The organism is Aquabacterium sp. (genome assembly GCF_049274795.1).
Classification (GTDB): domain Bacteria; phylum Pseudomonadota; class Gammaproteobacteria; order Burkholderiales; family Burkholderiaceae_C; genus Aquabacterium.
The window spans coordinates 20390-43928 of sequence record NZ_JBASTH010000069.1; the positions used below are offsets into that span (position 1 = coordinate 20390).

The following is a 23539-nucleotide window of genomic DNA, read 5'->3' on the forward strand; positions in this document are numbered from 1 at the left end:
CGACGGGCTGTAACCCGCATGGCCAGTGCCTTGTCTTGCATGCCGGCGTCCGGGCTTGACCGATGATGTCGCTGTTCCATGACCAATAACATTCCTGCGGCTGACCGCGAAATCTCCGTTGAACGGCCTGACCAGGCGCCCCGGCGCAACAGGTGGCTTCGAGCGCTTCGGTGGATCCTGATCGCATCGGCCGGCCTGGTGGCCCTGGCAGTGGCATCCTGGTGGATCCTGCTGACTCAAATTGTGCCCAAAATCGACCAGTGGCGTGAACCACTGGCACAACAGGCCACGTCGACGCTGGGGGTGCCCGTGAAGATTGGCAGCGTCTCCGGCCAGGCGCAGGGGTGGTGGCCCGAATTGACACTGGAAGACATCCGCCTCATAGACCCTCAAGGGCGGGATGCCTTGCGCCTGCCGCGCGTGATCGTACGGCTGTCACCCAGCAGCCTGTGGCCCAGCTCGCTGTGGCGGCGTGAACTGCATGTGGACCGCCTGGTGCTGAGCCAGCCGCAACTGGCGGTGCGCCGCGACGTCAAGGGCCTGCTGCACGTGGCGGGGCTCACGCTCGACCCGCAACGCACGGGGCCCGAAGGCAGCCAGGCCATCGACTGGCTGCTGGATCAGCGCCTGATCCGCATCGACCAGGGCAGCATCACCTGGACGGATGAACTGCTCCAGGCCGAGCCCCTGCAATTGAGCCAGGTGGACCTGAGCCTGCACAGCCGCCCCGGCCTGGCCCGCCGCGTGCACGAATGGCGCCTGTCAGCCACGCCGCCGCAGGCCTTCGGGCAGCGCTTCGAGGCCCGCGCCGACATCACCCAGCCCCGCTGGTCACGCCAGGTGGGCCAGCCCGGTGAGCCGGAGCCCCCCTGGTGGGTGCGCTGGTTCGGCCAGCCCACGCGTGCGGGCGACTGGCACAACTGGTCCGGCCTGGTGGCCGTGAGCCTGCCGCACGTGGACGTGCAAAGCCTCAAGCGCCACGCCACCCTGCCCTTCGATGTGCAAGGCGGCCGGGGCCGGCTGGCCGTCAAGGCGGCGTTCAAGCAAGGGCAGCCCCGCGAGGTCGCGATCGACGCGGAGCTGCAGGCCGTGGCCCTGCGCCTGGCCCGCGGGCTTGAACCCCTGGCGTTCAAGCAGATCGCCGGGCAGGTCACCGCCCTGCATGAGCCCACGCAGACCACACTGAGCTGGCAGGCACTGCGCTTCACGATGGACGATGGCCTAACCTGGCCGGCCAGCCAGGCCCGCCTGCAGTGGCAACATGCCGCGGCCGCAGCGGCCCGCCCCGGCACCCCGCAGCCTCTGTTGCCAGAACTGCAGGGCGAGGCCTGGAAGCGCACCCTGAAGGGCCAGTTCGACACCGACCGCATGGACCTGGCGCTGCTGGCCCGGCTGGCCGACCGGCTCCCGCTGGCCGCCTCGCTGCGCCAACAGCTTGACGAATGGGCGCCCCAGGGCATCGCCGAACAACTCACCCTGAGCTGGGACGGCCCGGCCGATGCACCCCTGCGCTACCAGGCCCAAGGGCGGATGCGCGACTTGAGCTGGCAGGCTTCGGGCCAGCACCCCGGTGTCGGCGGTGCGGATGTCGAGTTCAAAGCCACCGAAGGCGGTGGCGAAGCCAAGCTGGCCATCAAGGATGGCTGGTCCGAGTTCCCGGGCGCCTTCGAAGAGCCCCGCATCCCGCTGGACACCCTGCAGGCCGATGTGAGCTGGCGCATCACCCCCGGCAAGGCCGGCCAGCCCCCCGCCGTGGCACTGGAAGTGCCCCAGGCCAGCTTTGCCAATGCCGACGTGCGCGGCACCCTGCGCGCCACCTGGCGCACCGGTGCCGGTGACGACGTGGGCGATGGGGGGCGCTACCCAGGCAACCTCGACCTCAAGGGTACGTTGCAACAGGCCCAGGGCAACCGCGTGTGGCGCTACCTGCCAGCCAGCGTCAACACCGATGCGCGGCACTACGTGCGCGATGCCGTGAAAGGTGGCATCGGCGAGAACGTGCAGTTCGAAGTCCGCGGCGATCTGTGGCATTTCCCCTTCAAGGACAACCAGGGCGGCAAGTTCCGCATCGCCGTGCCCGTGAAGGACGCCACCCTGGATTACGTGCCTGGCAACAGGCCCGCGCCAGGCGCCACCGCGGCCGCCCCCTACTGGCCCGCCTTCCAGCAGCTCAACGGCACCCTGCTGTTCGAAGGCCACGGCATGCGCATCGAGAACGCCACCGCCACGCTCACCGACGTCGGCAGCGGCAGCTTCGCGCTGCACAAGGTCAGCGGCCGCATTGACGACCTGGGCAGCGATCACCCCAAGCTCAGCATCCAGGGCGAGGGCAAAGGCCCCATGGCCGATCTGCTGCGCTTCATGGCCGTGTCGCCGCTGGGCCAATGGACAGGGCAGATGCTCGAAGACGCGCAAAGCAGCGGGCGCGGCAGCCTGCGCCTGATGCTGGACATCCCGCTCAACGATGTCGACAAGACCATCGTGCAGGGCGATGTGCAGATGACCGAGCAGGACCAGACCTCGCTGCGCCTGGCCCCACAAGCGCCCTGGATGCACGGCGTGCGCGGGCGCGTGCAGTTCACGCAGGACACCCTCAAGGTGGACGGGCGCGCGAAGGTCTGGGGGCAGGAGATCCAGATCAACGGCTCGCGCGACGCCCAGGGCGTGCCACGCTTCGTGGCCAGCGGCCTGATCAGCGCCGAAGGCATGCGCGGCGCCACCGAATGGCCCGCGCTGGCCCGCGCGGCTCAGCGCATGTCCGGGCAGACACCGGTCACCGTGTCCATCGCCCTGAACCGCACCCGTACCGCCGGGGCAGGCTCCGCCAACAACGCATCGGGCTTCTCCGCTCGACCGGAACTGCAGGTCAGCAGCACCTTGCAGGGCCTGGCCCTGAACCTGCCCGCCCCGCTCACCAAGCCTGCCGACGCCGCCTGGCCGCTCAAGCTGGTGCACCGCTCCGACGACCCCGACGGCAAGACCGACACCCTGCTGCTGGACCTGGCCGGCCCCGTGACCGCCAAGGCCGAGTTGCGACGCGCCCTGGATGGCCAAGCCATCCCGACAGTACAGCGCGGGCTGATCAGCGTGACGCAAGGCGCATCACCGCCCAACCTGCCCATACCGGCATCCGGCATCACTGCCCGCGTGGCCCTGCCGCAACTGGACCTGGACGCCTGGCAGGCCGTGGGCGAACAGTTGCGCAGAGATCCTGCCACTGGCGCATCGAGCCCGCCGGTGCGCGGCAGCGACCCGATGGACAGCTACCTGCCCGACACTCTCACCCTCAAGACTGGCGCCCTTCAGTGGCGCAAGCGCACCCTCAAGGATGTCTCCCTGGTGCTGAGCCATCCGGCACCCGCCGTGTGGCGCGCGCAGATCGATGCACCCCAAGTGGCCGGCCAGGTCGAGATCAGGCCTGATGCGCCCGGCACGGCCGCGGGCCCGGTGACAAGCAACCGCATCGTCGCCCGCTTGAGCCGGCTGCAGATACCCGAATCGGAAGCCGACGCCATCGAAGTCCAGGCCGGCAACGACCTGCTGGACAGCGACACCACCAGCGTGCCCGCGCTGGACATCGTCATCGACCAATTCGACTGGCGCGGCATGGCGCTGGGCAAGCTGGAGGTCGATGCCGTCAACCGCATGATCAGCACGCCGGGATCACCCTCCCTGCCCGAGTGGCGCATGACCAAGTTCCGCCTGGGCAATGCCGATGCGCAGTTCAACGCCACGGGCAACTGGACGGCCCTGGGCGCACAGCAGCAACAGCAGCAGCCAGACGCCAGAAGCGCGCGCAAGACGCGCCAGCGGGCCGCCTTCAACTTCACGCTGGAGCTGAACAACGCCGGTGCGCTGCTCAACCGGCTGGACATGCCGCAGACCCTGCGCGGCGGCAAGGGCCGGCTGACAGGGCAGGTTTCCTGGTTGGGCTCGCCCCTCGAACCGCATGCAGCCACGATGAACGGCGACATCAACCTGACCATCAATGAAGGCCAGTTCCTGAAAGCCGAACCGGGCGTGGCCAAGCTGCTGGGCGTGCTGAGCCTGCAATCGCTGCCCCGGCGCCTGGCGCTGGATTTCCGCGACGTGTTCCAGTCGGGCTTCGCTTTTGACCGCATCGACGGCGACGCCAAGATCACCAATGGCGTGGCCCAGACACGCAACCTGCGCATGCGCGGCGTGCAGGCCCTGGTGCTGATGGAAGGCCAGGCTGATCTGGCCCACGAGACCCAGAACCTGCGCGTGTTCGTGGTGCCGGAGCTCAACGCAGGCGCGGCCTCGCTGGCCTACGCCGCGATCAACCCCGCCATCGGCCTGGGCACCTTCATCGCGCAGGTGCTACTGCGCAAGACGGTGGTGGAAGCCACCACGCGCGAGTTCACCGTGACCGGCACCTGGGCTGATCCGCAGGTCGAGCGCGTGCCCCGCACTACCGTGCCCGCCCTGGCCACGGAAGATCCCCCTGCCGCGCCCCGCCAGGGGGCCGGCACGGGCGAGGACGTCAAAGCGAGCCGAACACCTTCTTGAGGATGGCGCTGCCGGTACCCACCGGATCCTGGCGGATCTTCTTTTCCTGCTCGCCGATCATCAGGAACAGGCCGTCGAGCGCCTTGCCCGTGACGTACTGCTGCACATTGGCCTGATCGCCCTTGAGCAGCCCCATGCCCGCCGCCTTGCCGGCCAGCTCGTTGTAGCGCTTGGTGAGCGACAGGCGCTCCGTGGCCTTGCTCACGATGGGCAGGAACTGCACGGACAGCGGCTCGCGCGTCTTGCCCGCGAAGAACTCGGTCACGGAGGTATCGCCCCCGGACAGGATCTGCTGCGCATCGGACACCGACATGGACTTGATCGCCGACTTGAGCAGCGGCAGGGCCAGCGGCACGGCCTGCTCGGCGGCGCGGTTCATGGTGGTCTGCAGTTCTTCGAGCTGCTTGCCTCGCCCCAGCGTCTTGAGCAGGGGGGCGGCGTTTTCCAGCACTGACGGCAGCGGAATGCGAACTTTGTCGTTGCCCAGGAATCCATCGACCCGGCCCAACTCACTCACGGCGACCTGGGCGCCCTTCTCGAGCGCCACCCGCAGGGCCTGCGTGCCCTCACTGGATGTGAACCCGACTGCCGCCCTGGCCCATGGTGCGAGGCCTGCGCCCCCCAGGACCACGACCGACGACAATACGATACGACGCTGCATGTTTGATCTCCGCTTTATGGACCACGACCCAGCCATGACCCCTGACCTTGCCACCCCGCTCTCCCGCCGGCAACTGCTGCTGACCACGGCCACGGCAGGCCTGGGCTGGGCCTTGGCGGGGTGCTCCGAGGGGGGGCAGGCCAGTGTACCGGACGTGTCTTTCACGCAGCTCGACGGCAGCCAACACCGCTTCACCGACTTCAAGGGCAAGGTGGCGCTGATCAACTTCTGGGCCACCAGCTGCACCACCTGCGTCAAGGAAATGCCCGAGATCGTGGCCACGCACCAGCGCTACAAGGGCCAGGGCCTGGAGACCGTGGCCGTGGCCATGCAGTACGACCCACCCGCCTACGTGATGCAGTTCGCCCAGAGCCGCGAACTGCCCTTCCGCGTGGCCATGGACCACACCGGCGAGATCGCCAACGCCTTCGGCCCCGTGCAGCTCACGCCCACCACCTTCGTGGTGGACAAGAATGGCCAGGTGGTCAAGCGCTACATCGGCGAGCCCGATTTCAAGGCCCTGCACGCCCTGATCGAGAAGCTGCTGGCGGCCTGAACGCCACCGCAGCCCTGGATCACCCTGGGTGATCCCCCCTGAGGATCACATCACCCGCGCCAACTCATAAACCAGCGCCGACGGCAGCGAGGTCAGGATGGCCTCGCGACCTACACGCGCCACCCCGGTGGGGCTGATGGTGGAGATGTCGAAGGCGCTGCCTTCATCGAGCACTTCCAGCAGCACGAAATCAGGCACTTCCTGGCGGATGCCGGCCACCAGTTGATCCAGCCGCTGCCCGCGCAGCGACGATTCGAAGATGATGGCGTGCGGCAACGCCTCACGGCAGAACTGCGTGGCCTCGCCCACCGACGACACGAAGTCGACGATCAGGCCCATGGACTTGACGGCCTCGCGCACCAGCAGGCGCAGATCGCGCCGCGCAGCCACCACCAGGATGTGGCTGCCCGCCAGCGGCTTGGAGTTGAGCGACGTGGCGAAACCCTGGTCCGGCTCATCGACCGGGTCAGGCGCCAGCAAGGGGTTGATCGTGTGCGGGAACTCCAGCGACAAGCTCAGGCTGACCGCCTCCACCTGCCGCTCCAGCTTGAGCCCCATGGACTGGGCGATCTGGTCAATCAGGTGCCACGTGAGGCCATTGACCGCCGACGGCACCTCGCCGCCCTGCAGGCCATCGGACAGATCGGCAGGACGGTGGTTCAACCGGATATCAAGCTGGCCATGTGCCGGCCAGGGCTTGATGTCTACGCGCAACTCGATCGTGCCGTGCGCACAGGCGAGCCACCAATCCACCAGGCCGTTGAGCAGCGAGAACAGCATCGGCGCATCGGCCAGCACCTCCACCGGCGCCATGGTCTGCACCACCTGCACGCCGCGGCCCTGCAGCTCGCGCGCGCGGTGCGCCAGCACGCTCTGCACGGTGTTGGTCAGGTGCACGCGTTCGTGCGATTGCCGGGCCCGGCCCGACGACAAGCGCGAGATCTGCTGACACCAGATACCGGCCTGGCGGGCGCGGTCCATCTCGGACAGCAGGGATTTCAGCCCGGCCCGGTCGATGCGGCCCGTGCTCATGAGGGCGTTGACGCGCTCCAGCGCAGCGGTGAGCGGCTCGGCCAGTTCCCGCCCCACCTGGGCCACCAGTTCCTGAAAGCGCATCAGATCGGCCTGGGTGCGCTGCCAGGTGACGACGTCGACCATGCCCTCTGCCGGCGCGGATGATGCCTGCGCGAACGCGGGCCCCTCTGCCGACGATGGCAAAGTGACATAGTTCATTGAATACCCCTAACCTTTGCATGTGATATTACGGGTTTTACCCTGCGTGTCCATCCCACGGCCGGGTGAAATCCCTTGGAGCGATCCACCGTCCTGCCCCGCACCCACCACCTGCCCCCGACCATGCCCGATGTCCTGATACGCCGCAGGTGGAACGCCCTGCTCTTGGGCCTGCCTGGGCTGCTGGGGCTGCTGGGGCTGCTGGCGTGCACCCCTTCGCTGAACTGGCGCGAGATCAAACCGGCCGACGCCCAGGGCCTGGTCGCCCTGTTCCCCTGCAAGCCCGATGAAAGCACACGCCAGCTGGCCGTGCCCGGCCTGCCTGGTGGCCCGGTGCGCATGCACGTGCTCTCGTGCGAAGCCGGGGGCCTGCGCTGGGCCCTGAGCCACATGGACGCCGGCTCCCCCCAGCGCCTCACCCAGGCCCTGCCCGCGCTGGACGAGGCGCTGTGGCGCAATCTGTCGACGGCCCAGCCTGCCCAGGCACGCCAGGAAGCCCTCGGCGCAGCCCGCATCCAGGGGGCGGACAGCCATGCCGGCGCCCGCCAATGGCTGCTGGCCGGTGCGCGCCCCACCCCCTTGAACCAGGTGCAGAGCGTGCAGGTGATGAGTTGGTCCTTCGCCCGCGGATTGACAGCCTTCCAGGCCAGTGTCTGGAAAGACAAAGCACAAGGGGCGTTGCAAGTTCACGACCCCGCCATTGAGGCCTTTGAACAGGGCTTCAACTTTCCGCGCTGACAGGCAGATAATCCGCCCGGTATGCCTGGTTTGTTGATCATCGCCCACGCGCCGCTGGCGTCCGCCCTGAAACTGGCGGCACGGCACACCTTTGCCGAAGCGGCCGAGCGCATCGAAACCCTGGATGTGCTGCCCGGCCTGACACTGGAAGAGATCGAAGCCCAGGCCCGCGTGCTGCTGGCCCGCGCCCAGGACACCGACCCCCGCCACGAAGCCCTGGTGCTGACCGACGTGTTCGGCGCCACGCCCTGCAATGTGGTGCAGCGCCTGGCCGATGGCGTGCAGGTCAAGGTGATCACTGGCGCCAACGTGCCCATGCTGTGGCGCGCCATGAACTACGCCCACGAACCCCTTGAAACCCTGATCACGCGGGCGCTGGCGGGCGGCACCCAGGGTGTGATGCAGATCGCGTCCTCGCGCCCCCAGAACCAGGCCATCCATCCGACCCATGATCAAGACCACCGTCACCATCAGCAATAAGCTGGGCCTGCATGCCCGCGCCTCGGCCAAGCTCACCAAGCTGGCCAGCAGCTTTCCCTGCGAGGTGCACCTCAGCCGCAATGACCGCCGCGTCAATGCCAAGAGCATCATGGGCGTGATGATGCTGGCCGCCGGCGTGGGCACCGCCATCGAACTCGAATGCGAAGGTGATCGCGAGGAAGACGCCTCCAAGGCCATCCTGGCCCTGATCAACGACAAGTTCGGCGAAGGCGAATAAACCACGTCGTCTATTTGACGGCCTGCATCCGGTCGTTGCACGGCTGCCACAAAACGCCCCCTGCTATCCCTCGGGTGGCTGATTTCCCATGGTTTTCCATGAATTTACGGGCGCAAACTAGCGTTTCGCTTCAATTCAGTGCGCCATCTGCCGATGTCGCCTTATCTACGTCCACGCAGAGGAAACCCATGAAGTCGAAGTCCGCCCGTCTCCAGAGCATGCCCCTCACGCTGCTGGTCGCTGCCGCCGTCATGGCCGCCGCCTCATCGTCCGCCATCGCCGCCGAAGGCCGCGGGCAGCGCTATTCGCCGGGCGTGGGTGGCAGCGACATGACCTCGCTGCTGGTGCCGGGCTGGTATGGGCAAGTGGCCATCATTAATTACCACGCCACCAAGCTCAAGGGCAACGATGGCAAGGATGCCGCCCTGGCAGGCACCACCGCCACCCCCGTGGGCAACGTGCCTTACACGGCCAAGTTCGACCACGTGCGTGCCGATGTGTACGCCGCGCTGAACCGGATCACCTACCTCAGCACCACCCAGGTCTTTGGCGCCAACCTCGGCTTCACGGCCATGCTGCCCGTCATCAAGCGGCAGAACTCCTTCGACCCGCGCGTAGCGCTTGGCGTACCCGTGTCCGAGCCGACGGCCACGGGCATTCGCAATACCGTGAGTGATCGCATCAAGTCGCAGACCAACGACGACGCCTTCGGCTTCGGTGACCTCGAACTCTCTCCTGTGCTGCACTGGGAACTGGGTGATAACCAGTCCATCAGTTTCGCCCCCACGGTGGTGTTCCCCACCGGCAACTACAACAAGGCTGAACCCGTCAATGCGGGCTTCGGCAACTTCTACACCTTCCGCCCCTCGGTGCAGTACGGCTACATCGGTGACGGCTGGGACGTGGGCGCGCGTGCCGTGCTGTCCTTCAACACGCGCAACAAGGACACCGACTACAAGAGCGGCAACATGTTCAACCTGGACTTCCAGCTGATGAAGTTCGTCACCGAAGACGTGCGCCTGGGGCTGCAGGGCTACGTGGTGCGACAGATCTCGGATGACTCCAGCGACAATGCCGCAGCCCAAGCCGCCATCGATGCCGCAGACGGCAGCCGCATGCGCACCTACGCCCTGGGCCCCGCCCTGGCCTGGATCAAGAACGGCGGCGAGATGATGATCGAGGGCAAGCTGCTGCGCGAGTTCGGTTCGCGCAACCGCACCGAGGGCACGGCCTACTGGCTGACCATCTCCAAGCCTTTTGGGCTGTGAGCACGGAGGTGCCTCATGTCGGATCCTCTCAACAGGGTCGATACGGCCCTCACCAACAGCAGCCTGGATGCTGCTGAGCAGTTGCTGATCTCACGGCGCGCCTTCGTGGCCGGCACGGCGGCCAGCGCCTTCGTGCTGTGGACGCCGGAGGTCAAGGCCGCCGTCGAGCTCGAGGGCATCGAGATCGAAGAATCCATCACCGCCTACGGCAAGAAGCTGGTGCTCAATGGCATTGGCCTGCGCAAGCGGGGCTACTTCAAGGCCGACGTGACGGCCCTGTACCTGCCCGAAAAGCGCACCACGGCCGAAGCGGTGATGAAGCTCGACGGGCTGCGCCGCATCCAGCTCAACATCCTGCGCGAGTTCACATCGTCAACCATCTCGCGCATATTCATCGCCGACTTCAAGCAGGTGGCCACCGACGAAGAGTTCAAGAAGCTCATCGACGTGATCGGCCAGATCGGCTCGGCCTACGCGAACGTCAAGCGCGTGGTCAAGGGCGATGTGGTCAACCTGGACTGGGTGCCTGGACGCGGCTGGATGGCCACGCACAACGGCAAGCAGCTCACCGGCGACCATGCCAATGACCCGATGGCCATCAACAACGAGCTGGCCTACCAGATCTATTTGCGCATGTACATCGGCCAGCACGCACCGGCCGAACTGCGCAATGGCCTGCTGGGCCTGACCAAGATGAACCGCGTGGGTGGCGGCACCGTCAACCCAAGCCCTGAGCCCTGAGCCCTGAGCGCCCTTCTCAAGGCACTTTGGGATAGTGGGCCGCCAGCGCTGGCGGCAAGGGGGTGTCCAGCAACCCCGCAGCCAGGCGCAAGGCATCGGCCGTGTCCATGCTCATCAGCCCTCCGGGACTGTGGTTCAGGGCCTCTTCCACCCAGGCACGCACCAGTTGCGGGCGCATCACCCACGACAGCTCCTGCACCCCAGCCAGGGCGTGCATGAGCGCATCCGCATCGGGCGGCTCGCACGGCGGCCAGGGTGTGCCCGGCAGATGGCAACGCGCCATCACGCTGCGGTACCAGGCCAGACCTGCTGCAGTGGGCTCACCTCCCTCGGACTGCACGGGCAGCATCCGCGCCAGGTAGGCGCTGAAGCGGGCCACGTGATCACGCTCATCGGCTTCGAGCTGGGTCAGGTCACGCCCCTGCCCTGTGACCGGCCGCATGAAGGCCCCGGTGGTGCTGCTGACCTCACCCATGCGGTGCCGCAAGGCCAGCCACCACAGACGATCACGGGGTGACACCTTGCCATCAGCGCGCAGGAGCTCGCGGCAGGCCACCACCAGTTCACGCCGACGGGCCAACGGCTCATAGGCCATCTGCGCCAGCATGCGCTCGAACTCGGGCAGGCGGTAGGCCACGGGCAAGGCCTGCACATCGGCCAGGATCTGGGCCGCGCCATGCAAATCCCGCGTGGATTGGCCCCAGAAACGTTGCTCGGCCTCGTTGTCGGGCCGCATCAGCAAGGCCAGGATGGCCACCCGCTGCTGCGTGGGCCCGGCCAGCAGGCGCATGCGCGCCAGGATGTCCCGCGTGGCCACGTCGGGCAACAAGCGCGGCGTTGTCGAGGCGGTCGGGGGCGGCAAGGTGCTTGGCGGCAGACTGTAGGGCAAGGAGCCCGGTGCGGTATGGGGTGACAGCGCACCACCGCCATGTGCCGCCAAGGCCCCGGCCGGCACGTGCCGGGGCTCGGTGGACAAGCCCTGGTGCCCCGCATCCCGCATCGATGGCAGCGAGGCGCGCACCGTGCCGTAGATGCGCCGGATGCGCTCGGGCAGCGGCGGGTGCGATGCCAGCCGGGCCGCCCACCCGGGCGCACTCAGCCACAGAAAAGCCAGTGCATCGGCCTGTGGGTGGATGAGCCGATCGGCATGGGTCTGCTGCTCATGCAGCACCTTGCGCAACACCTGTCCCAATCCGTCCTTGGCGCGCGTGAACTGAACCGCCCGGGCATCGGCCAAAAACTCACGTTGGCGCGACACCGCAGCCTGCAGCAGGCGCCCGCAGAGCCAGCCCAGCCAGCCCACGGCGGCCACCACCGAGCCCACCAGCCAGGGCAAGGCGTGCACACGGCCGTTCTCATCGGCGCTCATGAGGTGGCGCCCCCAGCCATGCACCAACGACAGGCCCCAGACCAGCGCCAGCAGGCGCATGCTCAGGCGGCCATCGCCTTCGGCCAGGTGCCCGAACTCGTGCGCGACCAGGCCCTGCAGCTCGGCCCGGGTCAGGCGGTCCAGCGCGCCCTGCGTCACGCACAGCGCCGACGTATCAGGTGACCAACCGGCAACAAAGGCGTTGATGGCGCTCTCCCGCGGCAGGATGAACACGCGTGGCAAAGGCTGGCCGGAGGCCAGCGCCATCTCGTCGATCACGTTGAGCAGGCGGCGCTTGAGGGCATCGCCATCATCCTGCACCTCGACACCCCCCATCCAGTGCGCCACGCGCACACCGCCCCCATCGCGCAGGCGCCAGGCCTCCATCCAGGCACCGCCGACCACGAACATCAGCACCACGGCGGTGTTGGTCTCGAAGAACAGCTGTGGCCAGCCGGTGCTGAAAGGCATCACCAGGCGGTAGACCAGCGCCAGCACCGCGTTGACAGCCACCACCAGCACCAGCACCAGCAAGGTGAACCACAGCAGCAGACGCCAGGTCTGGTCACGGGCCTGGGCCTGTTGTTGCCAAAAGCGCATGGAGGGCCTGCGTCAGGGCAAGGGCATCAGCAGGTCAGAGGCTGACCTTGACCGGCGCACGCTCGGCCTCGCTGGCCGTGGCCTGCAGCATCGGCAGCTCACGAAACCCGAACACGCCCGCCACCACATTGGCGGGGAACTGCTGGGCCGCGTTGTTGTAGTCCAGCGTGGCATCGTTGAACAACTGGCGCGCGAAGGCCACCTTGTTCTCGGTGTGCGTGAGCTCTTCGCTCAGGCGCTGCAGGGTTTCGTCGGCCTTGATCTCGGGGTAGGACTCGACCACGGCGTTGAAGCCCCTCATGGCCGTGGCCAGCACCTCTTCGGCCAGGCCCAGGCTCTTGACCGGCCCGGGCTGGCCCGGGCGGGCGCGCACCAGATCCGCTGCCGCGATGGCCTGGTTGCGGGCAGCGGTGACGCGCTCCAGCGTCTCGCGCTCATGCTCGAGGTACTTGCGGGCCACATCCACCAGGTTGGGGATCAGGTCGTGCCGGCGCTTGAGCTGCACATCGATCTGCGCGAAGGCATTGGTGATGGCATTGCGCAGGCGCACCAGCCGGTTGTAGGCGCCGACCGCCCAGAAGATCAACAGGCCCAGCACCGCCAGCGTGATGATCTGCGTGAGGCTCATGGCCGCATCCCCTTGTGGTGTCGAGAGGGCTCCATCATGCCCCAATGCGCGACGCCTCCCAGGCATCGAAGCCTTCGCGCCGCAACACGCAGGCGGGGCACTGGCCGCAGCCATAACCCCAGGCATGCCGCACGCTACGGTCACCCAGGTAGCAGGTGTGGGTGTGCTCCTTGACGATCCAGGTCAAGGCCTCGCCGCCCAGCTCATCGGACAGGGCCCAGGTCTGCGCCTTGGTCAGCCACATCAGCGGCGTCTCGATGGTCATGGGCGTGTCCATGCCCAGGCTGATGGCGACCTGCAAGGCCTTGAGCGTGTTGTCGCGGCAATCCGGGTAGCCGGAGTAGTCGGTCTCGCACATGCCGCCCACCAGCACCGAAGCGCCCCGGCGGTAGGCCAGCGCAGCAGCGAAGTTCAGGAACAGCAGGTTACGCCCAGGCACGAAGGTGTTGGGCAGGCCGTTGGCCTGCATGGAGATGGCGCGGGCCTCGGTCAGGGCCGTGTCGGACAACTGACCCAGCAGGCGCAGGTCAAGTAGATGATCACTGCCCAGGCGCGGCGCCCAGTGGGGAAACTCGCGCGAGATCTCGGAGCGCACACGGCCGCGGCAATGCAGCTCGACGCGGTGGCGCTGGCCATAGTCGAAGCCAACCGTCTCCACATGCGTGTAGCGCTCGAGCGCCCAGGCCAGGCAAGCGGTGGAATCCTGCCCACCGGAAAACACCACCAGGGCGGTGCGCGGGTCAAGATCAGTCAGTTGCGCGGCATCGGCGGCGGGCGACGCAGACGAGGGGCCGGCGGAGGGAGCAACAGGGGAGGTCATGGACAAACATCATGGGCCGGCAGCAGATGCGGCCCTTATTCGAATTTCAACATACCTTATGCCGGGCAAAGCCCCGAAAACACGGGGTCGGCAGCTTGAGCATTTTGAATAGTTCGCGTTCTGAGCGAGAATCTAGGGTTTTCGTCAGGATTAGCTGAGGTACCGCCAACATGGCCGCGTTCAATCACGAAACCGTCACCCACGTGCACCACTGGAACGACACACTGTTCAGTTTCAAGACGACGCGCGACCCTGCCCTGCGCTTCGCCAGCGGCCACTTCGTGATGATCGGCCTGGAGGTCAACGGCAAGCCGCTGATGCGCGCCTACTCCGTGGCCAGCGCCAACTACGAAGAGAACCTCGAGTTCCTGAGCATCAAGGTGCAGGACGGCCCCCTCACCTCGCGCCTGCAGCACCTGCAGGTGGGCGACAAGATCCTGGTCAGCCGCAAGGCCGTGGGCACGCTGGTGGTCGACGACCTCAAGCCCGCCGTCAACCTGTACCTGTTCGGCACGGGCACCGGCCTGGCGCCCTTCATGAGCATCATCCAGGATCCGTACACCTACGAGAAGTTCGACAAGGTGGTGATGGTGCACGGCGTGCGCTACAAGAGCGAGCTGGCCTATCACGACTTCATCAGCCAGGATCTGCCCGACCACGAGCTGCTGGGCGAGCTGGTGCGCGACAAGCTGATCTACTACCCGCTGGTCACCCGCGAAGAGTTCCGCAACCAGGGCCGCCTGACCGATCTGATCGAGAACGGCAAGATGGCTGAAGACATCGGCCTGCCCCCGCTGAACCCCGCCACCGACCGCGCCATGATGTGCGGCAGCCCGTCCATGCTGACGGACCTGTGCAAGATCCTGGACGCACGCGGCTTCCACATCTCCCCCTCGCAGGGCGAGCCGGGCGACTACGTGATCGAACGCGCCTTCGTCGAGAAGTAAGCGCATGAACGACGGGGCCTGCGCCCCGTCGCTGCCGGTGGCCGCGCCTGGGAAGGCGCTCAGGCCACCTGGCTGGCCGACTCGGCAACCACCGGCGCGCGACGCGCCACCAAATCAGCCACCATGCCGCGCAGGGTTTTCACCCTGGGGTGATCCCAGTACTTGTCGAAGAAGTAGTGCATCACCGTGTTGACCAGCGGTTCGACAAAGGTCACGATGCCCGCGATGCTGACACTGCCCGTCAAGGCATAGGTGACAGAGAACGCCGTGATCACGTGCATGACGCCGAAGGTTGCTGTTTTGGCCATGATCCGACTCCTTGTTCTGGGTTGCCGCAGGGAGAATGGTTCTCATTGTGGAGTTTCAGCATCTATTGAGCAATGCAATTAGAAAAATAGATGCAATATAAAAATCCTATGAACAACCCTCGGCGGCGGCAACGGGGCGTGTCCCGCCTGCTCGGCCGCTTCGTGCTGACCTGGCTGACACCGCTGGTGGCCGTGCTGGCCTACCTGTTCTTCTGGCCTATTTCGGTCCAGCCGGTGCCCTGGAGCACCCCGGCCGACCAGGGCCACACCGGCGCCCATGCCAGCAACACCCGCCTGGCGGGCCTGCAGCAATGGCCGCTGGGGCCGGGCCAGGAAGGGCCTGAACACATCCTGGCCTACAACGGCCAGATCTACACCGCCACCAAGAACGGCGACATCGTGCGCATGTCGCCCGAGGGGCAGGCCACCGTGCTGGCCAACACCGGCGGGCGCCCCCTGGGCCTGGATGTCTCGCTCGACGGGCAGACGCTCTACATCGCGGATGCCGTCAACGGCCTGCAGTCGATCACCCTGGGCGGCGAGGCCAAGCCCCCCGTCAAGACGCTGCTGAGCACGATCGACATGCCCATGCCCAATGACCCCGTCCGCTATGCCGACGGGGTGGCCGTGGACATCCGTGGCGCCGTGTGGGTGACGGACGCCTCGCGGCGCTTCAGCGCCAAGGCCGATGGCGGCACCCTGGAGGCCAGCGTACTGGACATCCTGGAGCACAGCTGCACCGGCCGCCTGCTGGTCTATGACCCGGTGTCCACCCGTGCCCGGGTGGCGCTCAGCGGCCTGTGCTTCCCCAACGGTCTGGCCTTCTCCAAGGATGGCAAATCGCTGTTCCTGGCCGAGACAGGCAGCTACCGCATCCTCAAGATCGACCTGGCGCGCCTGTCGGTGGCCCGCTCGTCAGACGGCATGACCAACGTGCCCACGCTCAAGAACGCGCTGGACCAGAGTGCGGCCAAGGTGCTGATCGACAACCTGCCGGGCTTCCCTGACAACCTCACGCGTGGCGAGAACGGCCGCATCTGGACCGGCCTGACCAAGCCGCGCAGCCTCATCGTGGACATGGCAGCCGACAAGCCCTGGATCCGCTCGTTCACGCTGCGGCTGCCGCGCTTTCTGTGGCCCGTGCCCAAGGCCTATGGCCACATCGTCGCCTTCGATGAAGAAGGCCGCATCGTGGACGATCTGCAGGATCCGGCCGGCGGCTACCCCGAGACCACGGCGGCCACCGAGCTGCACGGCAAGCTCTACGTGCAGAGCCTGCACGCCAATGGCATCGGGTGGATGCCCTACAAGGGGCCTGCAGCGCCCTGAGCCCTGTCCAGCCTGGGGGCTAAGCGCCCCAGGCATCCCACGCGGTCTTGAGGATCAAGGCCCCCACCACGACCAAGAACACCACCCGCACGAAACCCGAGCCATGGCAGGGCCAGCCGGGTGCCCAGCGTGCTGCCCAGCACATTGGCCACGGCCATGGGCAGCGCCAGCGCCCAGACTACGTGCCCGTTCGGGATAAACATGGCCAGTGCGGCCCCCAGCAGCGCCGCCACCATGGCACCCATCAGGCGCCGTGAGGGCAACTGCGCCCTGCGGGCGTATTGCCAGGCCGACGTTGCCGGCCGTGAGATCAAGCATGAGAGCTCAGCCGAAGGGAGTCAGCCGCGAACCTCGCCCTGGCCCAGCACCACGAACTTCAGCGAGGTCAGGCCCTCCAGGCCCACCGGGCCACGCGCATGGAACTTGTCCGTGCTGATGCCGATCTCGGCGCCCAGGCCGTACTCGAAGCCATCGGCGAAACGCGTGGACGCGTTGATCATCACGCTGGCCGAATCCACCTCGCGGATGAAGCGCATGCCGTTGGGGTGGTTGGTGGTCAGGATCGAATCCGTGTGGTGCGAGCCGTACTTGTTGATGTGCGCGATGGCCTCGTCCAGCGAATCGACCACCTTCACGGCGATCACGGGGGCCAGGTACTCCTCGTACCAATCCTGCTCGGTGGCCTCGACTACCTGGGCGCCCGGCACATCGGCCAGGATGGCCTTGGCGCGGGCATCGGCGCGCATCTCCACGCCTTTGCCTGCGAACACTTTGCCGATCAGCGGCAGGAAGGCAGCCGCCTGGGCCACGTGCACCAGCAGCGATTCGGTGGCGTTGCAGGGGCTGTACTTCTGCGTCTTGGCGTTGTCCGCCACCTTCACGGCCAGCGCCAGATCGACCTCGGCATCGACATAGGTGTGGCAGTTGCCATCGAGGTGCTTGATCACGGGCACGCGAGCCTCGTTGCTGATGCGCTCGATCAGGCCCTTGCCGCCGCGCGGGATGATCACGTCCACGTACTCGGGCATGGCGATCAGGCGGCCGACGGCGGCGCGGTCGGTGGTGGGCACCAGTTGCACGCCGTCGCTGGGCAGGCCCACATCCGCCAGGGCAGCCTGCACCAGCGCCCACAGTGCCTTGTTCGATTCGATGGCCTCGGAGCCGCCGCGCAAGATGCAGCCGTTGCCGCTCTTGATGGCCAGCGAGGCCGCCTCGATGGTGACGTTGGGGCGGCTCTCAAAGATCATGCCGAACACGCCGATGGGCACGCGCATCTGGCCCACGGTGATGCCGGTTGGGCGGCGGCGCAGGTTGATCATCTCGCCGACGGGATCCGGCAAAGCCGCCACCTGCTCGCAGCTTTGGGCCATGGTCTCGATGACCTTGTCAGTCAGGCGCAGACGGTCCACCATGGGGGCCGACAGGCCATTGGCCTCGGTCGCCTGGATGTCGATGGCGTTGCGCGCCTTGAGCGTGTCAGCCTCGGATCGGATGCGCGCCGCCAGCGCCAGCAGGGCATCGTTGCGAGCCGCCGTGGACGATGCCGCCATCACGGTGGCGGCCGCGCGCGCGGCCTGGCCCAGGCGGTTCATCACGGACTCGACGCCTTCGGCCGTGTTTTCAGGGGATTGGGTGGCGGTGTTCATGCCCATCATTGTCTCAAACCGCAAGCGCTCATGCACCAGGTCATCCACATTCACCACGAGGCACCGGCCAAGCCGGCCGCCGGCCAGCCCTGCAATGGCTGCGGGGTGTGCTGCCTGGTCGAGCCCTGCCCGGTGGGCATGCTGGTGAGCCGCAAGCGGCACGGCGCTTGCAAAGCCCTGGTGTGGGTGGAGGCAGACCACCGCTACCGCTGCGGGTTGATGCTGGCCGGCCAGCGGGGCGCGGGGCTGTGGCGCAAGGCCTGGCACCGCTGGGCCGCGCGCTGGATCTCGGCGGGCAGCGGTTGCGACGCCAGCCTGGAAATCGAGGCCGCCCCGAACCAGAACCAACAGTTCATGCCCTGAACCGTTGAGAAATCGCCACGACAGAGGGTTTTTCAGACCATGCAATCCAGGCACTTGCCTACGATGGACCACACAAACGGCGAAAGAGGAGACCGTGATGCGCAAGCTGCTCCAGAACACCCTGTTTGCCGCGATGACGGCCTGGGCCCTGTATGGCGTGCAAGCCCACCTGGCGGACATACCCTCCCCCTCTCACCCCTACGGTGCCCAAGGCACGCTGACCGCGCTGGCGCACTGAACTGAGCCCCAGCGCACCGCCCGGTGCGCCAACTTCAGCGGTGCCCGAACATCATCAGACGGGCCAGCCCATTGCGGGCCGGTGTCGCCATCTGCATCAGCCCCAAGCCCAGCCCGCGCAGGGTGGCCAGCACCGGCGCCGAGTAGGTGAAGCTGCGCGCCAGGAAATCCGTGCCTGCGATCAGCGCCAGGCGATCAGGCTGGCGGCGGCGCTCAAAACGGCCCAGCGCACGCTTGACCAGGGCCCGCCGCTCCACCAGCGAGGCTGATGCGAGAGCAGGCAAGGTATCGCGCAAGGCCTCCAGCAAGGAATGCACATCACGCAGGCCCAGGTTCAGGCCCTGCCCGGCCACGGGGTGCAGCGTCTGGGCCGCATTGCCGATGCGGGCGACCACGCCATCGCTCACCAGGCGCCGATGGGCGTTGAGCCCCAGCGGGAAGGCTTTGAGCGGCGAAACCTGGCGGATGCGTCCCACCTTCTCCGGAAAGATCGTGTTGAGCAGGGCCAGGCGCTGCGCCGGGTCCAGCGCCTGCACCGGATCATCCGCACGCTGCACGCACCACACCAGGGCAGCGCGGCGCCCCGAGGGGCCATCCGCGCTCACCGCGCCATCCGGCAGGGGCAGCAAGGCCGCCGGCCCGGAGGGCGTGAAGCGCTCATAGGCCACACCGGCGGGCGATTGCGGATCCAGCAACACCTGCCCCACCCAGGCGGTCTGCTCGTAGTCGCGGCTCAATCCTTCGGGCCAATTCAGCGAGGGCTGGTCGGCGAAGACCCCGCCCTCGGCCACCACGGCCAGGTCGAACACGTCGGCGATGTCGGCATCCACCTCCACACCGCCCTCCACGGGCTTGAGCCCCTTCACAGGGGTGCCGAAACGCATGGTCAGGCGCGCGGGGTGGGCTGCCACGGCGGCTTCCCACGCAGCTTGCAAGGGGGCCACCAGGGTGCCGTAGCTCAATACCGCGCCCAGTTGCGCCACGCCCTGCTCCCGCGAGGTGATGCCCACGCGGGGCTGCTCGCGCCCCGGCCACAGCACCGTGGGCTGCTGCTGCGACACGTGCACCTCATGGATGGGGGCCACCTTGCCGGTGGCCTCGATGCGGCCCCACAGCCCCAGTTGCGACAGGAACTGCACGCTGCCCAAAGACAGCGCCAGCGTGCGAGGGTCACCCGACACGTCCCGCTCCGCCGGGCGGGCATCGAACACGGTGATGGCCGCCTCCGGCAGCAGGCGCGCCGCCTGCAAGGCCAGCGCCAGGCCGGCAGGCCCCGCACCGATCACGGCCAGGCGCAGCAGCGGCCCGGCCACGCGGGGGGAAGATGAGGGGCTCGTCTGGTCTGCGGCGTGGTCGTTCATGGGCAAAAGATCCGGTCTTGAGCGCGGAGGGCCATTGTCCCCCGATACTGATGTCGGCTGCCCCATGCGCTGTGTCAACCAGCCCTGGCGTCGGGAACAGCCCCCTGGTCACCAAGGCTTTCTATAATCCGCCGCGTCATTGCCCTCTTTCTGCCCTCTTTCCCTGGGATCGCTGAGTGTCTTCATCCGCCACCGCCACCACCGTCGACTACCGCAGCCTGATGGCCCCAGAAATGGCCGAGGTGGACGCGGTCATCCACCGCCGGTTGAGCTCGCAGGTCGCTCTGGTCAACCAAATCTCGCACTACATCGTCAACGCTGGCGGCAAGCGCGTGCGCCCGCTGCTGCTGCTGCTGGTGGCCCGCGCGCTGGGTTGCGATAGCAACCAGCGCCACGAACTCGCAGCAGTGGTGGAGTTCATCCACACCTCCACGCTGCTGCACGACGACGTGGTCGATGAATCGTCGCTGCGGCGCGGACGCAAGACGGCCAACGCGATGTTCGGCAACGCCGCCAGCGTGCTGGTGGGCGATTTCCTGTACTCGCGCTCCTTCCAGATGATGGTGTCGACCGGCCGCTACAAGGTGATGGAAGTGCTGGCCGATGCCACCAACATCATCGCCGAGGGCGAGGTGCTGCAACTCATGAACATGCACGCCCCCGACATCACGGTGGACGACTACATGCGCGTGATCGAGTACAAGACCGGCAAGCTGTTCGAAGCCAGCGCGCGCCTGGGCGCCGTGGTGTCCGATGCCCCGGCCGACATCGAAAACGCCTGCGCGGCATTTGGCCGTGCGGTGGGCAGCGCCTTCCAGTTGATCGACGATCTGCTGGACTACGAAGGCACGACCGCCGAGCTGGGCAAAAACATCGGCGACGACCTGCGCGAAGGCAAGCCCACCCTGCCCCTGCTGCTGGCCATGCAGCGCGGCACGCCCGAACAGCGCGAAATGATCCGCCACGCCATCGAGCACGGCGAGGTCGAGCGCATGCCCGAGATCGTGGAGGTGGTGCGGGCCACCGGCGCGCTGGACGCCACGCGCGAGGCCGCCGAAGCCCAAGCCGCACAGGCACAGGCACTGATCGCCTGTCTGCCAGAGTCGATCTACAAGGATTCCCTGCTACAATTGTCGATTCATTCGGTGCGGCGCTCGACCTGAGCCAGCAGCACAGAACGGGGTGTAGCTTAGCCTGGTAGAGCGCTACGTTCGGGACGTAGAGGCCGGAGGTTCGAATCCTCTCACCCCGACCAGGAATTCCCCAGGCGTCGGCCCTAGATACCGATGCCTAATGGGTTCTCTCCCATTGACCTTCCCACAATCCTTCCCACATGGGCTCCTCTCAATCGGGCCTGTGGGACAATCGGGACGTGTCTACGGTGCCAAAGAGAACCCCCTATCTGGTCATCAAGAACGGACGGCATTACTTCCGCCTCCGCATCCCTGACGACCTTCAGCAGACCTTCGGGAAGAAGGAACACACGGAAGCCCTCGGGGACATCAACCGAGCGCAAGCCGATGTCCGCGTCGCCCAGCTTGGAGCGCACTGGCAGGCCAAGTTTCTGGAGGAGCGGCACCGCCAAGGCCGAGCCCTGAGTCCACCAGCGCCCTCCCCCGAGACCGCAAGGACCTACCGCACCGCCACCCTGGACGAAGTCAAGGCCGTAGCCTCCGCAGTCGCCCACCGCATGCTGGACGAAGACGAGGAGCTGCGGATAGAGGGTCTGCCATGGTGGCGTGACCTGGAGGAGTCCCCTGAGTTCGGCATGGGTCAGCCCTTTGGCACCGTGGTTGCCGATGCAGTGGCAGGCAGGAACCTCGCGGGCCTCAAGGAACGCATAGAGGAGAACCTAAGCGTTCACGGCCTGGACTTGCCCGAGGATGAAGCAGAACAGCGCCGGGCCTTGTATGCCTGGGGACAGGCCATGGCAAAGACACTGGCAGGCCGCAAGAAGCGTGACCAGGGCGAAGTGGTAGAGACCCCGGCCAAGCCCGAGCTACCCGACTCAATCACGCAAAGCGCTGGCGCTAACCTGAGCCCCGCCGAGAAGCCCGCGCACCTCCTCAAGCTGCGGGACGTGCTGGAGCTTTGGAAGGTCAAGGGCAAGCGCCCCACCCCCAAGACCATCGACACCGCCGAGCGCATCGTGGGCCAGTTTGAAACGGTCTGCGGGGACCCTCCCCTATTGAAGCTAACGCGCCTGGACGGCTTGAAGTTCCGTGACTGGCTACTGGCTCAAGGCCAATCACCGAAGACTGCAGCCGACCGACTGGGCTACGTGTCCCGCCTCATCCGCTTCGAGATGCAGGAGCAGCAGCGGATCACGGTCAACCCATGGGCCAGCATCAAGATTGAAGGCTCAAGGGAGCGCGTCAACGTGCGCAAGCCCATCAAGGCCGACAAGCTGAACGCGCTGTTCGCTGCCCCGCTGTTCCAGGCCTACGAACTGCCCAACGTGCGGACAGCGGGCCTTGACGCCGCGTACTGGATTCCCATCCTCGGGGCATACACAGGTGCCCGGGTTACCGAACTGGCTCAACTCCTGGTCTCCGACATCCGCAAGGATGGGAACCTGTGGTGCATCTCGATCATGGATGAGCACGACTGGCAGTCCGTAAAGAACAGCCCGTCCAAGCGTGTCATTCCCATGCATCAAGAGCTGGTCCGCCTGGGCTTGTCCGAGTACGCCGAGAGGATGCAGCAGGCAGGCCATCAACGGCTATTCCCGATGGCGCCTGTGTCCGCGCTGAACAATGCGGGCGGGCCCTTCGCTACTTGGTTCTCCAAGCTCAAGGCCGCCCACAAGTGGGGACCAGAGAACACCTTCCACTCGTTCCGCCACACCATCGAGACGATGCTGAAGCGCAAGAAGGTCTACCCCTTCAACATCAATGCCTACACTGGCCACAAACAAACAGGCGGGGATGCGGATACGACCTATAGCCATCCCGAACCCGCCGACCTCCTGGACGTGGCTGAAGCAGTCCACCATGAAGGACTAACGCTGCCGCGCGTGTTTCCGCCTGAGGGCTGGGCGCCGCCGCCTGTTGTGGCTGGCGTTCTGACTACGAAGCCCCGAGAACAGAAGCGAGCAGCGTAGGCACACCGATGCTGCTACCGCAAGAAGCTGTACTGGTGAGCCATGCAGGCCATCCTGGGGCTCTGTTATCGCCCGTCAGTGAACCCGCTGAATCAAGCCACTGCGCTCCAACTCATCGGCGATTAGCTGCGCCTGAGGGGAGAACTCCCCAGCTCTTTCCACAAGGAACTCGGTGGGTGTGAACCCATTGAAGAGCCGCAGCAGTCTGGCGTGTTCAACGTCCAGTTCGGGCGACTGCATCGCAGCAGCCCTTTGACCCTTCAGTGTGCGTTGATGGACAGCTTGATCCGTCGTGTGCGCAGTGACCATGGCTAGCTCCTTCAGTCCAGGTTCACAGCATTGGACACTGCTGGCCCACTTTGCAGAAGCTGCTTTGGTCTTGT

The 23539-nt window shown here is 66.6% G+C and carries 22 protein-coding genes, 1 tRNA gene and 1 pseudogene; 14 read left to right on the forward strand and 10 right to left on the reverse strand.

What is annotated here, in order from left to right; translation table 11 throughout:
• Nucleotides 1–78 precede the first annotated feature (78 nt).
• Nucleotides 79–4530: a YhdP family protein gene (locus tag WAQ08_RS09960; RefSeq protein ID WP_422191420.1), complete on the forward strand. Its 4452-nt coding sequence runs from the start codon at nucleotides 79–81 to the stop codon at nucleotides 4528–4530.
• On the opposite strand, the gene WAQ08_RS09965 is transcribed toward WAQ08_RS09960, so the two are convergent.
• Nucleotides 4505–5191: a DUF4197 domain-containing protein gene (locus WAQ08_RS09965; protein ID WP_422191421.1), complete on the reverse strand. Its 687-nt coding sequence runs from the start codon at nucleotides 5189–5191 to the stop codon at nucleotides 4505–4507. The two genes, WAQ08_RS09960 and WAQ08_RS09965, sit on opposite strands and share 26 nt — an antisense overlap.
• A 34-nt stretch (nucleotides 5192–5225) precedes the next feature.
• Between WAQ08_RS09965 and WAQ08_RS09970 the strand changes: the two genes are divergently transcribed.
• Entirely contained in the window at nucleotides 5226–5747 is a 522-nt protein-coding gene (locus tag WAQ08_RS09970; RefSeq protein WP_422191422.1) for a TlpA disulfide reductase family protein, read from the forward strand.
• A 45-nt stretch (nucleotides 5748–5792) separates the two neighbouring features.
• Here the strand turns inward: WAQ08_RS09970 and WAQ08_RS09975 are convergent, their stop codons facing one another.
• The gene (locus WAQ08_RS09975) at nucleotides 5793–6905 is read right to left on the reverse strand and encodes a hypothetical protein (protein WP_422191423.1); all 1113 of its coding nucleotides are present in this window, start codon (nucleotides 6903–6905) and stop codon (nucleotides 5793–5795) included.
• Between the two features lie 198 nt (nucleotides 6906–7103).
• On the opposite strand from WAQ08_RS09975, the gene WAQ08_RS09980 reads away from it, so the two are divergent.
• The 5 genes from WAQ08_RS09980 (at nucleotide 7104) to WAQ08_RS10000 (ending at nucleotide 10445) form a co-directional block, all read left to right on the forward strand.
• On the forward strand, nucleotides 7104–7718 hold the full coding sequence (locus tag WAQ08_RS09980; protein WP_422191424.1) for a hypothetical protein: 615 nt from the start codon (nucleotides 7104–7106) through the stop codon (nucleotides 7716–7718).
• Between the two features lie 21 nt (nucleotides 7719–7739).
• Nucleotides 7740–8198 (forward strand): PTS sugar transporter subunit IIA, encoded by a 459-nt coding sequence (locus WAQ08_RS09985; protein ID WP_422191425.1) that lies wholly within the window; start codon nucleotides 7740–7742, stop codon nucleotides 8196–8198.
• Nucleotides 8167–8436: an HPr family phosphocarrier protein gene (locus WAQ08_RS09990; protein WP_125245392.1), complete on the forward strand. Its 270-nt coding sequence runs from the start codon at nucleotides 8167–8169 to the stop codon at nucleotides 8434–8436. Before WAQ08_RS09985 ends, WAQ08_RS09990 begins: the two co-directional genes overlap by 32 nt.
• 188 nt (nucleotides 8437–8624) lie before the next feature.
• Nucleotides 8625–9704: a SphA family protein gene (locus WAQ08_RS09995; RefSeq protein ID WP_422191426.1), complete on the forward strand. Its 1080-nt coding sequence runs from the start codon at nucleotides 8625–8627 to the stop codon at nucleotides 9702–9704.
• A gap of 15 nt (nucleotides 9705–9719) precedes the next feature.
• The gene (locus WAQ08_RS10000; RefSeq protein ID WP_422191427.1) at nucleotides 9720–10445 is read left to right on the forward strand and encodes a chalcone isomerase family protein; all 726 of its coding nucleotides are present in this window, start codon (nucleotides 9720–9722) and stop codon (nucleotides 10443–10445) included.
• A 16-nt stretch (nucleotides 10446–10461) separates the two neighbouring features.
• Here the strand turns inward: WAQ08_RS10000 and WAQ08_RS10005 are convergent, their stop codons facing one another.
• Genes WAQ08_RS10005 through queC form a run of 3 tightly spaced genes read right to left on the reverse strand, consistent with a single transcriptional unit; the run spans nucleotide 10462 to nucleotide 13862 of the window.
• The gene (locus tag WAQ08_RS10005) at nucleotides 10462–12414 is read right to left on the reverse strand and encodes a M48 family metalloprotease (protein ID WP_422191428.1); all 1953 of its coding nucleotides are present in this window, start codon (nucleotides 12412–12414) and stop codon (nucleotides 10462–10464) included.
• Between the two features lie 34 nt (nucleotides 12415–12448).
• Nucleotides 12449–13042 (reverse strand): LemA family protein, encoded by a 594-nt coding sequence (locus WAQ08_RS10010; RefSeq protein ID WP_422191429.1) that lies wholly within the window; start codon nucleotides 13040–13042, stop codon nucleotides 12449–12451.
• Between the two features lie 34 nt (nucleotides 13043–13076).
• Nucleotides 13077–13862, reverse strand: coding sequence for a 7-cyano-7-deazaguanine synthase QueC (queC, locus tag WAQ08_RS10015; protein ID WP_422191430.1), 786 nt, complete (start codon nucleotides 13860–13862; stop codon nucleotides 13077–13079).
• 170 nt (nucleotides 13863–14032) lie between these two features.
• Between queC and WAQ08_RS10020 the strand changes: the two genes are divergently transcribed.
• Entirely contained in the window at nucleotides 14033–14809 is a 777-nt protein-coding gene (locus WAQ08_RS10020; RefSeq protein ID WP_422191431.1) for a ferredoxin--NADP reductase, read from the forward strand.
• Nucleotides 14810–14868: 59 nt separating this feature from the next.
• Here the strand turns inward: WAQ08_RS10020 and WAQ08_RS10025 are convergent, their stop codons facing one another.
• On the reverse strand, nucleotides 14869–15117 hold the full coding sequence (locus tag WAQ08_RS10025; RefSeq protein ID WP_422191432.1) for a DUF2061 domain-containing protein: 249 nt from the start codon (nucleotides 15115–15117) through the stop codon (nucleotides 14869–14871).
• A gap of 138 nt (nucleotides 15118–15255) precedes the next feature.
• On the opposite strand from WAQ08_RS10025, the gene WAQ08_RS10030 reads away from it, so the two are divergent.
• A complete protein-coding gene (locus WAQ08_RS10030) occupies nucleotides 15256–16446 on the forward strand; it encodes an SMP-30/gluconolactonase/LRE family protein (protein ID WP_422191433.1) in 1191 nt (396 codons plus the stop codon).
• A 19-nt stretch (nucleotides 16447–16465) separates the two neighbouring features.
• On the opposite strand, the pseudogene WAQ08_RS10035 reads toward WAQ08_RS10030, so the two are convergent.
• Together WAQ08_RS10035 and WAQ08_RS10040 are read right to left on the reverse strand one after the other, a co-directional pair.
• A pseudogene (locus WAQ08_RS10035) lies at nucleotides 16466–16661 on the reverse strand (sulfite exporter TauE/SafE family protein); the annotation flags it as partial.
• A gap of 123 nt (nucleotides 16662–16784) precedes the next feature.
• The gene (locus WAQ08_RS10040) at nucleotides 16785–18038 is read right to left on the reverse strand and encodes a glutamate-5-semialdehyde dehydrogenase (RefSeq protein ID WP_422191439.1); all 1254 of its coding nucleotides are present in this window, start codon (nucleotides 18036–18038) and stop codon (nucleotides 16785–16787) included.
• Nucleotides 18039–18122: 84 nt separating this feature from the next.
• Here WAQ08_RS10040 and WAQ08_RS10045 point away from each other — a divergent pair, with 84 nt between their 5' ends.
• Entirely contained in the window at nucleotides 18123–18455 is a 333-nt protein-coding gene (locus WAQ08_RS10045) for a hypothetical protein (protein ID WP_422191434.1), read from the forward strand.
• A gap of 97 nt (nucleotides 18456–18552) precedes the next feature.
• A complete protein-coding gene (locus WAQ08_RS10050; protein ID WP_422191435.1) occupies nucleotides 18553–18693 on the forward strand; it encodes a hypothetical protein in 141 nt (46 codons plus the stop codon).
• A 34-nt stretch (nucleotides 18694–18727) separates the two neighbouring features.
• Here the strand turns inward: WAQ08_RS10050 and WAQ08_RS10055 are convergent, their stop codons facing one another.
• Nucleotides 18728–20053, reverse strand: a complete 1326-nt coding sequence (locus WAQ08_RS10055; protein ID WP_422191436.1) for an FAD-dependent monooxygenase — start codon at nucleotides 20051–20053, stop codon at nucleotides 18728–18730.
• 221 nt (nucleotides 20054–20274) lie between these two features.
• Between WAQ08_RS10055 and WAQ08_RS10060 the strand changes: the two genes are divergently transcribed.
• From WAQ08_RS10060 to WAQ08_RS10070, 3 genes are all read left to right on the forward strand, one after another.
• Nucleotides 20275–21216: a polyprenyl synthetase family protein gene (locus tag WAQ08_RS10060; RefSeq protein ID WP_422191440.1), complete on the forward strand. Its 942-nt coding sequence runs from the start codon at nucleotides 20275–20277 to the stop codon at nucleotides 21214–21216.
• A 15-nt stretch (nucleotides 21217–21231) separates the two neighbouring features.
• Nucleotides 21232–21308: transfer RNA gene (locus WAQ08_RS10065), tRNA-Pro, on the forward strand.
• A gap of 78 nt (nucleotides 21309–21386) precedes the next feature.
• Nucleotides 21387–23156: a DUF6538 domain-containing protein gene (locus WAQ08_RS10070; protein WP_422191437.1), complete on the forward strand. Its 1770-nt coding sequence runs from the start codon at nucleotides 21387–21389 to the stop codon at nucleotides 23154–23156.
• A gap of 75 nt (nucleotides 23157–23231) precedes the next feature.
• Here the strand turns inward: WAQ08_RS10070 and WAQ08_RS10075 are convergent.
• A partial coding sequence (locus WAQ08_RS10075; protein ID WP_422191438.1) for a hypothetical protein occupies nucleotides 23232–23539 on the reverse strand: 308 nt, incomplete at its 5' end.

Bases quoted from the DNA above. Each gene is read 5' to 3' on its own strand.
- WAQ08_RS09960 (WP_422191420.1), top strand. From the start codon at position 79: ATGACCAATAACATTCCTGCGGCTGACCGCGAAATCTCCGTTGAACGG.
- WAQ08_RS09965 (WP_422191421.1), bottom strand. From the start codon at position 5,191: ATGCAGCGTCGTATCGTATTGTCGTCGGTCGTGGTCCTGGGGGGCGCA.
- WAQ08_RS09970 (WP_422191422.1), top strand. From the start codon at position 5,226: ATGACCCCTGACCTTGCCACCCCGCTCTCCCGCCGGCAACTGCTGCTG.
- WAQ08_RS09975 (WP_422191423.1), bottom strand. From the start codon at position 6,905: ATGGTCGACGTCGTCACCTGGCAGCGCACCCAGGCCGATCTGATGCGC.
- WAQ08_RS09980 (WP_422191424.1), top strand. From the start codon at position 7,104: ATGCCCGATGTCCTGATACGCCGCAGGTGGAACGCCCTGCTCTTGGGC.
- WAQ08_RS09985 (WP_422191425.1), top strand. From the start codon at position 7,740: ATGCCTGGTTTGTTGATCATCGCCCACGCGCCGCTGGCGTCCGCCCTG.
- WAQ08_RS09990 (WP_125245392.1), top strand. From the start codon at position 8,167: ATGATCAAGACCACCGTCACCATCAGCAATAAGCTGGGCCTGCATGCC.
- WAQ08_RS09995 (WP_422191426.1), top strand. From the start codon at position 8,625: ATGAAGTCGAAGTCCGCCCGTCTCCAGAGCATGCCCCTCACGCTGCTG.
- WAQ08_RS10000 (WP_422191427.1), top strand. From the start codon at position 9,720: ATGTCGGATCCTCTCAACAGGGTCGATACGGCCCTCACCAACAGCAGC.
- WAQ08_RS10005 (WP_422191428.1), bottom strand. From the start codon at position 12,414: ATGCGCTTTTGGCAACAACAGGCCCAGGCCCGTGACCAGACCTGGCGT.
- WAQ08_RS10010 (WP_422191429.1), bottom strand. From the start codon at position 13,042: ATGAGCCTCACGCAGATCATCACGCTGGCGGTGCTGGGCCTGTTGATC.
- queC (WP_422191430.1), bottom strand. From the start codon at position 13,862: ATGACCTCCCCTGTTGCTCCCTCCGCCGGCCCCTCGTCTGCGTCGCCC.
- WAQ08_RS10020 (WP_422191431.1), top strand. From the start codon at position 14,033: ATGGCCGCGTTCAATCACGAAACCGTCACCCACGTGCACCACTGGAAC.
- WAQ08_RS10025 (WP_422191432.1), bottom strand. From the start codon at position 15,117: ATGGCCAAAACAGCAACCTTCGGCGTCATGCACGTGATCACGGCGTTC.
- WAQ08_RS10040 (WP_422191439.1), bottom strand. From the start codon at position 18,038: ATGAACCGCCTGGGCCAGGCCGCGCGCGCGGCCGCCACCGTGATGGCG.
- WAQ08_RS10045 (WP_422191434.1), top strand. From the start codon at position 18,123: ATGCACCAGGTCATCCACATTCACCACGAGGCACCGGCCAAGCCGGCC.
- WAQ08_RS10050 (WP_422191435.1), top strand. From the start codon at position 18,553: ATGCGCAAGCTGCTCCAGAACACCCTGTTTGCCGCGATGACGGCCTGG.
- WAQ08_RS10055 (WP_422191436.1), bottom strand. From the start codon at position 20,053: ATGAACGACCACGCCGCAGACCAGACGAGCCCCTCATCTTCCCCCCGC.
- WAQ08_RS10060 (WP_422191440.1), top strand. From the start codon at position 20,275: ATGGCCCCAGAAATGGCCGAGGTGGACGCGGTCATCCACCGCCGGTTG.
- WAQ08_RS10070 (WP_422191437.1), top strand. From the start codon at position 21,387: ATGGGCTCCTCTCAATCGGGCCTGTGGGACAATCGGGACGTGTCTACG.